The sequence below is a fragment of the Acidiphilium iwatense genome, assembly GCF_021556475.1.
In the GTDB taxonomy this organism is placed as follows: domain Bacteria; phylum Pseudomonadota; class Alphaproteobacteria; order Acetobacterales; family Acetobacteraceae; genus Acidiphilium; species Acidiphilium iwatense.
This window is the reverse complement of sequence record NZ_JAKGBZ010000010.1, coordinates 70,765-83,682: the sequence shown is the minus strand read 5'-3', so window position 1 is coordinate 83,682 and position 12,918 is coordinate 70,765. Positions and strand designations below refer to the sequence as shown.

Here is a 12,918-nt window from a genome sequence, read left to right as displayed (position 1 = left end):
TTTTGATGTCTGATATCGACGCCGCGTCCTATGGCGAGACCAGCGCAGGCGCGCTCGTGCGCCAATACACCCTGCGCAACGCGAGCGGGATGGTCGTCCGTTTCCTCGATTATGGCGGGACGCTCACCGAGATTTCGGTGCCCGATCGGGCGGGCAGTTTCGCCAATGTGGCGCTCGGCTGCCGGAATATCGCCGATTACGAGACGCGCAGCCCGTATTTCGGCGCGCTGGTGGGACGCTATGCCAATCGGATCGCCGGCGCGCGCTTCATTCTGGATGGCGAGCCCTGCCATCTCGCGGCCAATAATGGCCCGAACACGCTGCATGGCGGCATGGCGGGCGGAGTTGTGCAAGGTTCCGGCGATCCGAAGGATCGCGGGAAGCGCAACGAAGGGGGGGCGACACCCAATTTCAGCCACCGGATCTGGGATGTGGTTTCTGCCGGGCCGAATGCCGCGACCCTGCGCCTTGTCAGCGCGGACGGCGATAACGGGTTTCCGGGCACCCTTACTCTGGAAGTTACCTACACGCTGGACGAGGCGAATGCGCTGCGGATCGACTATGCGGCGCGGGTCGAAGGACGCGCGACCGTGCTCAATCCGACCAGCCATTGCTATTTCAACCTCGCCGGCAATGGCGCGGGATCGGCGCTCGATCATGTCGCGACGATTTACGCGGGCCGTTACCTTCCTACCGACGCTGGACAGATTCCAACCGGCGCGATCGAGAAGGTGGACGGCACGCCGATGGATTTTCGCGCCGGCAAGCGGATCGGGGCCGACATCCGCGCCGGCTTCGAGCAGCTCGCCCTCGCCGGCGGTTACGACCATTGCTATGTGTTGGACAAGCCGGAGGGTGCGCTCGGACTCGCGGCGCGGGCGCATGATCCGGTCTCGGGGCGAACCTTGGCGATCGAAACCACCGAACCCGGCGTGCAGTTCTACACCGGCAACAAGCTGGACGGCACCATCATCGGCTCGGGCGGCGCGCTCTATCGGCAGGGCGACGGTTTCGCGTTCGAAACCCAGCATTTTCCTGATTCGCCGAACCAGCCCCAATTTCCCTCGACGCGACTCGATCCGGGGGTGGAATTTCGGTCAACCACGATCTGGCGGTTTGGGGTGAGTTCGTAAAAATGCGAACAGAGTGGGAACGAATTATTAATAAATCCTTTCCAATCGCGTTGCTGTTCTGTTCTCTTCATGCGAAACTCATGCTCGACGAGTCGCTCGGCCGTCGCTAAAGTGATTTCGCCTTTAGGTTGCGTCCCGGCTAATAATACACGCTTGAGGAGTTTCACGATGGAAAAGAACAAGGCTCTCGACGCCGCCCTCGCGCAGATCGAGCGTGCTTTCGGCAAGGGCTCGATCATGCGCATGGGTGCGCGGCCCGGCAGCGAGGAAGTCGACACCATCCCGTCGGGCTCGCTCGGGCTCGACCTCGCTTTGGGCATCGGCGGGTTTCCGCGCGGCCGGGTGATCGAGATTTACGGGCCGGAATCCTCGGGCAAGACCACCTTGGCGCTGCACGCGATCGCCGAGGCGCAGAAACGCGGCGGCACCTGCGCCTTCATCGACGCGGAGCACGCGCTCGACCCGATCTATGCCCGCAAGCTGGGCGTCGATGTCGATAACCTGCTGATTTCCCAGCCGGATACCGGCGAACAGGGGCTGGAAATCGCCGATACGCTGGTGCGCTCGGGCGCGATCGACGTGCTGGTGATCGACAGCGTTGCCGCACTGGTGCCGCGCGCCGAACTCGAAGGCGAAATGGGCGACAGCCATGTCGGCCTGCACGCAAGGCTGATGAGCCAGGCACTGCGCAAGCTGACCGGATCGATCTCGCGCTCGAAAACCATGATGATCTTCCTCAATCAGATCCGCCTGAAAATCGGCGTGATGTTCGGCAACCCGGAAACCACGACGGGCGGCAATGCGCTGAAATTCTACGCCTCGATCCGCATGGAAATCCGCCGGATCGGCGCGATCAAGGACCGCGAGGAGGTCACCGGCAACCAGACTCGGGTGAAGGTGGTCAAGAACAAGCTGGCGCCGCCGTTCCGCCAGGTCGAGTTCGACATCATGTATGGCGAGGGGATTTCCAAGGTCGGCGAGCTGATCGATCTCGGGGTGAAGGCGGGCATCGTCGAGAAATCCGGCGCGTGGTTCAGCTACGACAGCCAGCGCGTCGGCCAGGGCCGCGAGAACGCCAAGCAGTTCCTGCGCGAGCACCCGGATGTCGCCGCCGCGATCGAGGCGCGCATCCGCGATCAGGCTCTGGTGGTGGAAAAGGCGCTGATGGTCGATCCTTCCGAAACCGAGGCCGCCGAAGCCGCCGAATAATATTTTCGCTCCTGTCATTGCGAGGCCGCAACGCGGCCGAAGCAATCCATGGCGCCGCCCGCCGTCGCCGGCGCGGCTTGCCCGGCGCCGCCCGCGTCCATACAATGCGCCCGGCTTCGGTCAGGTTTAGCCGCAGCGGGGGAACGATGGATAATCTTGCAATCTATTCGATATTCTGCGGCCCCTCCAGCGCCAAGACCGCCAATCCGACGCCGGTCGATCCACGCTATCCCCATTTTTTCATCTCGAACAATTATGAGATTCTGGAAGAAACCGCCGCCGCCGGCTGGACGCCGGTGTTCATCGATCTCGCCATCAGCGACGATCCCGTCGCCTCCGCCACCCAGGCCAAAATCCCGAAAGCCGATCCGTGGGCGATCGGGGAACTCATGGGCTTCGACTATCTTTGCTACAAGGACGACAAATGGCTCGTTCATATGGACGGGCTGGACGAGAATATCGCCTTTATGAAAAACGCCAATGCGGTCATTGGAATTCGGTCGCACCCGTTCCTTGGCGATAACATCCTGTTCGAATTCGGCGAGTCGATGCACCAGCCCCGGTACAAGTCGCAATGGGAGCGGATGGTGAATTACATCACCGAAGAAGTCGCCAACGGGTACCAGCTCAAGTCCCGGATTTTTGCGACCGGTTCCCTGCTGAGAAACATGAAACACCCGGACACCGAAGCCATCGGCAAGACATGGCTTGAGCATATCGGCCGCTGCGGCATCGAATGCCAGATCAGCTTCGATTTCGTGGCGCAGAGGTTTTCCTCGATCGTCGCGCTGCCGATTAAACTGCTGATATGACGGGCAACGGCCCCGGCCCCGCACGACGCATGGCTGAGCGATGGCGCTTGACCTGACCCCCGAGCGCGGCCTCCTGTTCCGCATCACCCATGTCGCCAATCTGCCATGGCTGTTGGCGAACGGCCTTCATTGCACCAACGGCGCCGCCTCTGATCCGAATTTCGTGGCGATCGGCAACCCGGATTTGATCGGCGCACGCGCCCGCCGCCCGGTACCGATCCCTCCGGGCGGTACGCTGGCCGATTATGTTCCCTTCTATTTCACCCCGAAATCACCGATGCTGCTGAACATCAAGACGGGATATAATGGTATTGTCCACCGCCCGGATAAGGATATAGCGATTCTGGTCTCGTCCTGTCGGACCATGAGCGATAATGGAGTGCCCATGCTGTTCACCGATCGCCACGCCTATACGGCGACGGCCACCTGGAGCGGCAAGCCCGCCGATCTGGCCGCGATGATCGACTGGGATATCCTCCGCCGGCACGATTTTGCCCGCGACGATCGCTATCCAGACAAGAAGGAGCGCTATCAGGCCGAAGCTCTCGCCCACCGGCACGTTCCGCCGAACGCGCTTCTGGGCATCGGCTGCGTTTCGGAAACGGTAAGACACACGATCGAGACACAGGTCCGCGCCGTGGGTCTGGCGCTCAAGGTGGTTGTTCGTCCGGAGTGGTATTTCTCATGATCCGCTACACCCAGGGCAATCTGCTCGCCGCCGATGTCGATGCGCTGGTCAACACCGTCAACACGGTCGGCGTCAGCGGCAAGGGCATCGCACTGATGTTCAAGGAGAATTACCCCGAGAACTTCCGGGCCTACGAAACCGCCAGCAAGGCGGGCCAACTCGCCCCTGGCGGCCTGTTCGTCACCGAACGGCATGACATGCTCGGCCCGCGCTTCATCATCAATTTCGCGACAAAAAAACATTGGCGCCATCCGTCCCGTCTCGAATGGATCAGGCAAGGTCTCGTTGCACTCAGGGAAGAGATCGAGGCACGGGGTATCCGTTCCATCGCGATCCCACCGCTGGGCGCCGGCAATGGCGGACTCGATTGGGGCGATGTCAAACCCCTGATCGCCAATGCGCTGGGCGATCTCGATTGCGAGATCGCCGTCTATGAGCCGACTGGCGCCTATCAGAATGTCGTCAGGCGCCACGGTGTCGAGAAACTGACGCCCGCGCGCGCATTGATGGCGGAGATGATCCGCCGCTATGAGATCCTGGGCTTCGATTGCTCGATCCTCGAAGCCCAGAAGCTGGCTTGGTTCCTGACCGGCGCCATCCGGCGCCTGAACCTGCCCAACCCGATCGCCGACGACTTTGCCGCCAATCGCTATGGCCCTTATTCGGACCGGCTCCGGCACCTGCTGGACAGTCTGGATGGCAGCTATCTGACGTGCGAACGGCGGGTCGCGGACGCGCGGCCCTTCGATCCGATCCGCTTCAGGCATGATCGGCAGGACAGGATCGGCGCCTATCTCACCTCGCCCAAAGCCAGCCCCTATCGGCCCGCCCTCGATGAAGCCACCGAAATCATCGACGGCTTCCAGTCCCCTCATGGCCTCGAACTTCTCGCGACGGTCGACTGGCTCAACCGCCAATCGGGCGTGGCCTTGGACGTGAATGCCATGATGGCCGCCATGGCGTCCTGGCCGGGCCCCGAGGGCGCGGCCGAACGCAAGGCCAGAATTTTCACCCGGCATCATGTGGACGTGGCGGTCGAGCACCTGCGAACCGTTCGAGCCGCCGCCTCGTAAAATACAATCGCCCTTGCCCACCCCCCTGGGTTCATGGTCTTGTTCCGGTCATGAACGCGGCCACACCCTCCGCCCGCTTCGCCGGCATCATCGAGTATCTCTGCCAGGCCGTCGCCACCTGGGGCGTCAAGGGCGCGTTCGCATCGCCGCTGCTGACCATCCTGCTCTGGACCCGCCTGCGCCATATCGCCGTCCGCTTCAAGGCGCTGGCGAACGCGCCCCGCCGTGTCACCCCGCTTCAGCGCCGCGCGGCACAGAAGCGGGAACCCCAACCCGCGCCCGCATCACCCGAGATACCATCGCCGAAGCCCGTGCCGCTCAGCCTGCCGCGCCGCTTCGGCTGGCTGCTCGCTCCGGTGCCGGAAGCCAGGGTGGCCGCATCGCAGCTTCGCTTTTTCTTCAGCGATCCGGCGGTCGCCGTCATGATCGAAGCCGATCCCCGCTTCGGCCGCCTGCTTCGCCCCCTGTGCCGCGCCGTCGGCCTTCGCCTGCCGCCCTGCCTGCGCATCGTGAAGCCGGCCAGACCCGCCGCCCCTCCGTTGCGTTTCCAGCGACCCCTCGGATCGCCGGAACCTTGCGCAACTCCGCCCGAACCGCCGGAAACCGCCGGCGCCGGATCGGCGCCCGCCCGGCGGGTTCCGCCATCCATTCACGCGCCAGTCCAACCCGGACGCGCCGCCCAACCCTTGCTTTACCGCACCCTGGCGCGCGCCCCACCCTGATCGCCCGGCCCTGGCCGCACCTCGGCTCATCCACCCGCCCACCCTGCCCGATCTGGCGATCGGGCGGGGCGGACTGTGTTGCGCCGCCCCCCGAGATGACATTCCGCATCCCCTGCGGTATGCCCTTCGCAGCCTCGGTTTTTCAGGGACTTTTCGCCGCTCCATGACCTCCAGCAACGATATCCGCGACACGTTTCTCGATTATTTCCGCAACGCCGGGCATGAGGTGGTGCCCAGTGCGCCGTTGGTGCCGCGCAACGACCCGACGCTGCTGTTCGTCAACTCGGGCATGGTTCCGTTCAAGAACCTGTTTACCGGGCAAGAGAAGCGATCCTATGTGCGCGCGGCGTCGGCGCAGAAATGCGTGCGCGCCGGCGGCAAGCATAACGATCTCGACAATGTAGGGTATACCGCGCGGCACCACACGTTTTTCGAAATGCTCGGCAATTTCTCGTTCGGCGACTATTTCAAGGATGTCGCGATCGAACACGCCTGGACCCTGCTGACGCGCGATTTCGGCCTGCCGAAAGACCGGCTCCTGGTCACCGTCTATCACGACGACGAACAGGCCGCCGAATTGTGGCGCAGGATCGCCGGATTGCCGGAACAGAAAATCATCCGCATCGCGACCGACGACAATTTCTGGCGTATGGGCGATACCGGACCGTGCGGCCCATCTTCCGAGATTTTCTACGACCACGGACCGTCGATCGCCGGCGGACCGCCGGGCAGTCCTGACGAGGATGGCGACAGGTTCATCGAAATCTGGAACCTCGTGTTCATGCAGTATCTGGAGGCCGAAGGCGGCGTTCGCACCGCCCTGCCCCGCCCGTCGATCGACACCGGCATGGGGCTGGAGCGCTTCGCCGCCATTCTACAAGGCAAGCACGACAATTACGATACCGATACGCTACGCGCCCTTGTCGTGGCTTCCGCCGAAGCATCGCACACCGACCCGGACGGCCCGCACAAAATCAGCCACCGGGTGATCGCCGATCATCTCCGCAGCACGGCGTTTCTGATCGCCGATGGCGTGCTGCCCTCCAATGAAGGCCGGGGCTATGTGCTGCGCCGGATCATGCGCCGGGCGATGCGCCACGCCCACCGGCTCGGGATGCGCGAGCCGTTCATCTATCGGCTGGTCCCGGCGCTCACCCGCCAGATGGGCGTGGCGTATCCCGAACTGCCGCGCGCAGAACCGCTGATCGTCGAAACCTTGAAGCTGGAAGAACAGAAATTCGCGGTGATGCTGGAGCGCGGACTGTCGCTCCTCGATGACGAGGTGGCGCGACTGAGCGAGGCGCAGCCGCTGGACGGCGCGGTTGCCTTCAAGCTTTACGACACGTTCGGCTTTCCGCTCGACCTGACTGAAGACGCGCTGCGCGAGCAGGGGCGCGGCCTGGATCGCCAGGGGTTCGAGGCGGCAATGGCGGAACAGCGCGCCCGTGCCCGCGCCGCCTGGGCCGGCACTGGCGATGCTGCGACAGAATCGGTCTGGTTCGAACTGAAGGACCGGCTGGGCAGCTCGGAATTCCTCGGCTACACCAGCGAAGACAGTGATGCGGCGGTTATCGGCATCGTCGTCGATGGCGCACCGGCGAATTCGGCCAAGGTGGGTCAGGACGTTGCGATCGTCCTGAACCAGACACCGTTCTACGCCGAAAGCGGCGGCCAGGTCGGCGATACCGGCACGCTCAGCGCCGACGGACTACGTGTCGTTGTTAGAGATACCCAGAAGAAGGCCGGCGATCTGATCGTGCATTTCGGCAAAGTCGAAACCGGCGACCTGACGCTCGGTCAGACGGTTCACGCCGAGGTCGATAACGCCCGCCGCGCCGCCATTCGCGGGCATCATTCCGCGACGCATCTCTTGCACGAGGCGTTGCGCCGCACGCTCGGCCCGCACGTGACCCAGAAAGGCAGCCTGAACGCACCGGACCGGCTGCGCTTCGATATTTCCCAGCCCCGGCCTGTCACACCGGCCGAGTTGCGCGTGGTGGAGCGCGCGGTCAATGCGCGCATCCGCGAGAACAGCACGGTCGAGACACGGCTGATGACGCCCGATGAGGCGGTGAAGCGCGGCGCCATGGCGCTGTTCGGCGAAAAATACGGCGACGAGGTGCGCGTGGTTTCGATGGGTGCTGGCGATGCTAACAAGACCGCCTACTCGATCGAGCTTTGCGGCGGCACGCATGTTGGGCGCACCGGCGATATCGGCGCGTTTCGTATTCTGGCCGAATCCGGCGTCGCCGCCGGCATCCGGCGCATCGAGGCGGTCACCGGCGAAGCGGCTCTTGCCGCGATCGAAGCCGACGCCGATCTTCTTGCCGAAGCCAGCGCCGTGGTGAAAGCCGCACCCGCCGAACTGCCAGCACGCATCGCCGCTCTTCTCGAAGACCGCAAGCGGATGGAACGTCAGATCAGCGAGTTGCAGCGCAAGCTCGCGACCGGCGGTGCCGCTTCGGAGATCGAGGATGTCGGCGGGGTGAAGCTCGCCGCGCGCAATCTCGGCGAGGTTTCGCCGCGCGATCTGAAATCGCTTGCAGATTCCATCCTGAAATCGATCGGCTCCGGCGTCGCGGCCCTGGTTTCGACCGCCGATGGCAAGGCGAGCATCGTCGTCGGCGTATCCGACGATCTGACCGGCAGGCACAATGCGGTAACTCTGGTGCGCGCCGCCGCCGAAGCGGTGGGCGGCAAAGGCGGCGGCGGCCGCCCCGACATGGCCCAGGCCGGCGGCCCCGACGCGGAGCGCGCCAACGCCGCGTTAGACGCGGTGCGCGCTGCTCTCGCCGCCTAGATAGGCCGCCTGGATGTCCGGCGAGGCGAGCAACCGCTTAGCCTCGTCGGCGAGCACGATCCGCCCGACTTCCAGCACGTAACCGCGATCGGCGAGTTTCAGGGCCATGCGCGCGTTCTGCTCGACGAGAAGGATCGTGACCCCGGTGCGCGCGATTTCGCGCAGGCTGCGGAAAATCGCCTGCACGATGATCGGTGCGAGGCCAAGACTTGGTTCGTCGAGCAGCAGCAAACGCGGCTTTGCCATCAAGGCGCGACCGATCGCAACCATCTGCTGCTCGCCCCCGGAAAGCGTGCCCGCGAATTGCGCGCGCCGCTCGGCGAGGCGCGGAAACAGCCCGAGCACGAAATCCAGCGATCCCATAATTTCGCCGCGCGGCCGCGTGAAGCCGCCGAGCCTGAGATTTTCCAGAACCGTCAGCGTGCCGAACACGCGCCGCCCTTCCGGCGATTGCGCGATACCGCGCTGAACGATGCGATCCGCGCCGAGCTTTGTGATCTCAGCGCCATCGAAGCGTATCGTCCCGCCACGCGGCGCGAGCAGGCCGGAAATCGTTCGCATCAGCGTTGTCTTGCCTGCGCCGTTGGCGCCGAGGATAGCGACGATCTCGCCTTGCGCGACGGCAAGCGAAACCCCTTTCAGCGCTTCGATCTCTCCATAGTTGACGCGAAGATCGGCGATTTCGAGCAAGCTCATGCCGCCTCCTCCGTCTCGTCATCGTCGCGCCCGAGATAGGCCTCGATCACCTGTTGGTTGTTGCGAATGGTAGCGGCGTTTCCTTCGGCGATCTTGCGACCGAAATTGATCACCACGATGTGGTCGGTCACGTTCATCACCACGTTCATGTCGTGCTCGACCAGCAGAACGGTAATTCCGGAATCACGGATACCGAAGATGGTTTCGTTGAGTTTCGCAGATTCCCGATCGTTCAGCCCGGCCGCGGGCTCATCGAGGATCACCAGCTTCGGGTTGGCGATCAGCGTGCGCGCGAGTTCGACCCGGCGTTGCACGCCGTACGGCAGAGCGATCGCGCGTTCGTCGGCCACCGTTTCGAGGTCGAGCCGCTTCAGAATATCCGAAGTGCGATCCGCGATCTCAGCTTCCTCGCGGCGTTGCGACGGCAGGCCGGCAAGCCCCTGCCACCAATGCTGGCGCGTGCGCAAATGGCAGCCGGCGCGGACATTCTCGAACACCGACATGTCCGAAAACAACCGGATCGTCTGAAAGGTGCGCATGATACCGAGACGGGCGATACGATGCGGAGCAAATCCGGTAATGTCATGATTGTACCAAAGGATTTTTCCGCCATTCGGCCGGTAGACGCCGGTGATCATGTTGAACACCGTGGTCTTGCCGGCGCCGTTCGGCCCGATCAATGCCACGATCTGGCCTTCCCCAACCGTGAAACTCAGATCGTCGACGGCGCGCAACCCGCCAAAACTGATACCGATGCCGGCGAGTTCGAGGAGTGCGCTCATCGGGCCAGCCTCGCGCGCGGCCATAACCCTTGCGGCCGCAGCACCATCACCGCGATCATCGCGATACCGAAGATGAAATAGCGGTACTGCGCGAATTCCCGGAAAATCTGCGGCACGACGAACATCAGCGCGGTGCCGAGCAAAACGCCGGGGATCGAACCCTGGCCGCCGACGATCACGATCGCGAACAGAGTGACGGATTCGGTGAACACGAAGGATGATGGGCTGACCGTTGAAATCTGAACGGCGAACAGCGTGCCGGCGAGACCGGCAAGGCCGGCGCCCAGCGCGAAGGCGAGGATTTTGGTACGCCGCGCATCGACGCCAAGCGTGCTCGCCGCGAGTTGGTCCTGTTTCAGATAACGCAGCGCGCGGCCAAGTTCGCAACGGTCGAGATTGCGCATCACCAGGAGAACGACGCCGAGCAGAACCCAATCGAACCAGAACAGCGCGCTCTGGCTCTCAATCTGCAATCCGAACAAAGACGGCACGCCGAGACCGGGGATGCCGTCCGACCCGCCGGTGAGCCCACCAAGATCGTTGCGCATGGCAAGGACGAAGATGGCATTGAGCCCGATCGTCGCGACCAGAAGATAGTCGCCGCGCAGGCGGATGATCGGGGCCGCGAAGACGGCGCCAACTAATGCGGCGCCGACGATCGCGACCGGCAGGGTCGCCAGGATTGGCCAGCCGAAACCGACATTCAGCACGGCGGTTGCGTAGGCGCCGATGCCGAAATAGACCGCATGACCCATATCGTAGAGACCCGCGCGGCCAAGCACCACGTCCTGCGAAAGAGCGACGATCGCATAGATCGCGAAAATCGCCGCGATCGAGATCCAGGCGCTGTCGAGAAAGATCGGCAGGGCGAGGCATCCCGCCCAGAGAACGGCACCGATCGCGGCCGTCGGTAGCGTGCGCCGCATCATACCTTCTCCGCCACCCGCTCGCCCAGAAGTCCCGAAGGCCGGATCAGCAGAATTGCGATCAGCAAAGCGAACGTGATCGCGTTCTGCCAGGAGCTTGAAACATAGCCGGCGGCAAAGGCGTTGAACAGGCCAAGCAGAACGCCGCCCAGCATCGCACCGGGAATGTTGCCGATTCCGCCGATGATCGCGGCGATGAAGGCGTTCAGCCCATAGGTCCAGCCCATGGTGAAATACGCCTCGCGGTAATAGAGGCCGATGAACAATCCACCGACGGCACCCAACGCCGGGCCGATGACGAACACGCTGGAAATCACACGGTTGACGTTGATGCCCATCAGCCGTGCCGCATCCTGATCGATCGCGGCGGCGCGGATCGCGGTGCCGAAGCGGGTATGGTTTACGAAACCATAAAGCGCCGCCATCAGGACGACCGAGACGATAATGATCATCACCTCGACGAAGCTGATCGACGCGCCGGCGACGTGCCAGGTCGTCGCCGGCAGCAAGCCAGAGGGAAATACCCGCACCTCGGGCCCCCAGATCAGCATGATGCCGTTTTCGATCAGCATCGAGGCACCGAGTGCGGAGACCACCGCTGCCAGCCGGTCCGCCTTGCGCAGCGGCCGGTAGGCGACGAATTCAAGGGCGACGCCCGCCACCGAAATCGCGATCACCGCGACCACGAAGGCGAGTAGCACTAACGCCGGGCCGGGATGGCCGCCACCGAGTGCGCCGCTCAGCATCGTCAGCCCGACGAAAGCGCCAAGAATGCAGAGATCGCCATGGGCGAAATTGATCAGCCGCAGCACGCCATAAACCATGGTGTAGCCGAGTGCGATCAGCGCGTAGATGCCGCCGACCGTCAGCCCGTTGATGACCTGCTGGATGAATGTGCCCATGGCGGGTGTCTCCGCGTTATCCCGCGCTCGGCGCCGGATAGACGATCGTGTAGCCGCCATCCGCCCCGACCTCGAAGGCGGTGAACGGGCTGCCGATCCGCTTGCCGCGTCCGTTCCACGCGAAGGTTCCGGTCAGGCCCTGGAAATTTTTCAGGTGGTGCAGATAGTTTTCGAGTTTCGCCGGTTTCACGCTATGGGTTGCCTCGATCGCCTGCATCACCGCGCGCATCCCGTCCGCATTGGTCAGGGTGAACACCGAAGGCGGCAAGGCGTGATATTTCGCCTGATAGGCAGCGACGAATTGCTTAGCCACCGGATAGGGCAGATCCTGCGGCGCGGGAACATTGATGATGACAGCACCTTTCGCCGCCGCACCGGCGATCTTGCCGAAAGCGACGTTCTGGTTCGCATCGCCACCGACGAAAGCCGCCTTGATGCCGAGTTGCACCATCTGCGCGCGGATCAGCCCGCCATCGGAATAGTAGCCGGAGAAATAAATCGCATCCGGGTGCAGCGATTTCAGCTTGGTCAGGACCGGGGTAAAATTCTGCGAGCCGGCATTGATGAAGGCTTTGTCGATGATTTTGCCGTGATCTGCCTTCACGTCCTTCACCACCGAATCGGCGAGGCCGGTCGCGAAGCTCGAATGATCGGTCAGCACGGCAGTGCGCTTGAAGTGCCGCACATCGACCATGTAATGCGCGGTGAACTTGGCCTCGGCGCTGTTGGGCGCGGCATTGCCGAACCAGGTTTTGTAGCCTCGCGCGATCAGCTTGTTGGAGGTGCCGTCAGAGGTCTGGATGATGTTCGCCCGCGCGTAGATCGGCTGTGCGGCGAGTGCCGCACCGCTGGTGTAGGAGCCGACCACGGCGACCACGTGAGCGTCCGCCAGTTGCCTCGCGCAGATCGCGGCCTGCGCTGCCTTACCCTCGTCGTCGCAGACCTTTATTTCGATTTTCCGGCCAAGCAGTCCGCCCTTCGCGTTCTGCTGTTCGGCGAGCAATTTCACCGCCTTTTCGATACCCTGGCCTTCATCGGCATAGGTGCCGGTGATCGGCGCCTGCACGCCGATGCGGATCGGCGGGGCCGCCTGCGCGATGCAACCTGATGCCAGTATGGCGATGGCCGATGCGCCACCGATCATGAATTTTTTGATCATCGTCGTTCTCCCTTGT

12 protein-coding genes are annotated in these 12,918 nt (G+C 63.4%); 7 read left to right on the top strand and 5 right to left on the bottom strand.

Translation table 11 applies throughout. The features are described from left to right. Positions 1–5 precede the first annotated feature (5 nt). The 7 genes from L2A60_RS07245 to alaS all read left to right on the top strand — a co-directional run bounded on the left by L2A60_RS07245 (position 6) and on the right by alaS (position 8,437). Positions 6–1,133, top strand: coding sequence for an aldose epimerase family protein (locus tag L2A60_RS07245; RefSeq protein WP_235703706.1), 1,128 nt, complete (start codon positions 6–8; stop codon positions 1,131–1,133). A 168-nt stretch (positions 1,134–1,301) separates the two neighbouring features. Continuing rightward, a complete protein-coding gene (recA, locus tag L2A60_RS07240; RefSeq protein WP_235703705.1) occupies positions 1,302–2,342 on the top strand; it encodes a recombinase RecA in 1,041 nt (346 codons plus the stop codon). 77 nt (positions 2,343–2,419) lie between these two features. After that, entirely contained in the window at positions 2,420–3,154 is a 735-nt protein-coding gene (locus tag L2A60_RS07235) for a hypothetical protein (RefSeq protein WP_235703704.1), read from the top strand. Positions 3,155–3,194: 40 nt separating this feature from the next. Further along, complete coding sequence (gene darT, locus L2A60_RS07230; RefSeq protein ID WP_235703703.1) at positions 3,195–3,842, top strand: type II toxin-antitoxin system toxin DNA ADP-ribosyl transferase DarT; 648 nt, start codon at positions 3,195–3,197, stop codon at positions 3,840–3,842. Further along, positions 3,839–4,915 (top strand): type II toxin-antitoxin system antitoxin DNA ADP-ribosyl glycohydrolase DarG, encoded by a 1,077-nt coding sequence (darG, locus tag L2A60_RS07225; protein ID WP_235703702.1) that lies wholly within the window; start codon positions 3,839–3,841, stop codon positions 4,913–4,915. The genes darT and darG overlap by 4 nt, the downstream gene beginning before the upstream one ends. 50 nt (positions 4,916–4,965) lie before the next feature. Beyond that, on the top strand, positions 4,966–5,637 hold the full coding sequence (locus L2A60_RS07220; RefSeq protein WP_235703701.1) for a hypothetical protein: 672 nt from the start codon (positions 4,966–4,968) through the stop codon (positions 5,635–5,637). Between the two features lie 163 nt (positions 5,638–5,800). After that, a complete protein-coding gene (gene alaS / locus L2A60_RS07215; protein ID WP_235703700.1) occupies positions 5,801–8,437 on the top strand; it encodes an alanine--tRNA ligase in 2,637 nt (878 codons plus the stop codon). Here alaS and L2A60_RS07210 read toward each other — a convergent pair. The 5 genes from L2A60_RS07210 to L2A60_RS07190 are packed head-to-tail and all read right to left on the bottom strand — an operon-like array spanning position 8,405 to position 12,902. Beyond that, positions 8,405–9,133 carry an ABC transporter ATP-binding protein gene (locus tag L2A60_RS07210; RefSeq protein ID WP_235703699.1) on the bottom strand — a complete coding sequence of 243 codons (729 nt, stop codon included), beginning with the start codon at positions 9,131–9,133 and terminating at the stop codon, positions 8,405–8,407. The genes alaS and L2A60_RS07210 overlap by 33 nt on opposite strands. Continuing rightward, positions 9,130–9,915 (bottom strand): ABC transporter ATP-binding protein, encoded by a 786-nt coding sequence (locus L2A60_RS07205; RefSeq protein ID WP_235703698.1) that lies wholly within the window; start codon positions 9,913–9,915, stop codon positions 9,130–9,132. Before L2A60_RS07205 ends, L2A60_RS07210 begins: the two co-directional genes overlap by 4 nt. After that, the gene (locus L2A60_RS07200; protein WP_235703697.1) at positions 9,912–10,841 is read right to left on the bottom strand and encodes a branched-chain amino acid ABC transporter permease; all 930 of its coding nucleotides are present in this window, start codon (positions 10,839–10,841) and stop codon (positions 9,912–9,914) included. Before L2A60_RS07200 ends, L2A60_RS07205 begins: the two co-directional genes overlap by 4 nt. After that, the gene (locus L2A60_RS07195; protein ID WP_235703696.1) at positions 10,841–11,743 is read right to left on the bottom strand and encodes a branched-chain amino acid ABC transporter permease; all 903 of its coding nucleotides are present in this window, start codon (positions 11,741–11,743) and stop codon (positions 10,841–10,843) included. The genes L2A60_RS07200 and L2A60_RS07195 overlap by 1 nt, the downstream gene beginning before the upstream one ends. A 16-nt stretch (positions 11,744–11,759) precedes the next feature. Next, positions 11,760–12,902: a branched-chain amino acid ABC transporter substrate-binding protein gene (locus L2A60_RS07190; RefSeq protein ID WP_235703695.1), complete on the bottom strand. Its 1,143-nt coding sequence runs from the start codon at positions 12,900–12,902 to the stop codon at positions 11,760–11,762. Positions 12,903–12,918: the final 16 nt, after the last annotated feature.

Coding starts and splice junctions, on each gene's coding strand:
- L2A60_RS07190 (WP_235703695.1), bottom strand. CDS start 12,902: ATGATCAAAAAATTCATGATCGGTGGCGCATCGGCCATCGCCATACTG.
- darT (WP_235703703.1), top strand. CDS start 3,195: ATGGCGCTTGACCTGACCCCCGAGCGCGGCCTCCTGTTCCGCATCACC.
- L2A60_RS07195 (WP_235703696.1), bottom strand. CDS start 11,743: ATGGGCACATTCATCCAGCAGGTCATCAACGGGCTGACGGTCGGCGGC.
- darG (WP_235703702.1), top strand. CDS start 3,839: ATGATCCGCTACACCCAGGGCAATCTGCTCGCCGCCGATGTCGATGCG.
- L2A60_RS07205 (WP_235703698.1), bottom strand. CDS start 9,915: ATGAGCGCACTCCTCGAACTCGCCGGCATCGGTATCAGTTTTGGCGGG.
- alaS (WP_235703700.1), top strand. CDS start 5,801: ATGACCTCCAGCAACGATATCCGCGACACGTTTCTCGATTATTTCCGC.
- L2A60_RS07220 (WP_235703701.1), top strand. CDS start 4,966: ATGAACGCGGCCACACCCTCCGCCCGCTTCGCCGGCATCATCGAGTAT.
- L2A60_RS07200 (WP_235703697.1), bottom strand. CDS start 10,841: ATGCGGCGCACGCTACCGACGGCCGCGATCGGTGCCGTTCTCTGGGCG.
- recA (WP_235703705.1), top strand. CDS start 1,302: ATGGAAAAGAACAAGGCTCTCGACGCCGCCCTCGCGCAGATCGAGCGT.
- L2A60_RS07245 (WP_235703706.1), top strand. CDS start 6: ATGTCTGATATCGACGCCGCGTCCTATGGCGAGACCAGCGCAGGCGCG.
- L2A60_RS07210 (WP_235703699.1), bottom strand. CDS start 9,133: ATGAGCTTGCTCGAAATCGCCGATCTTCGCGTCAACTATGGAGAGATC.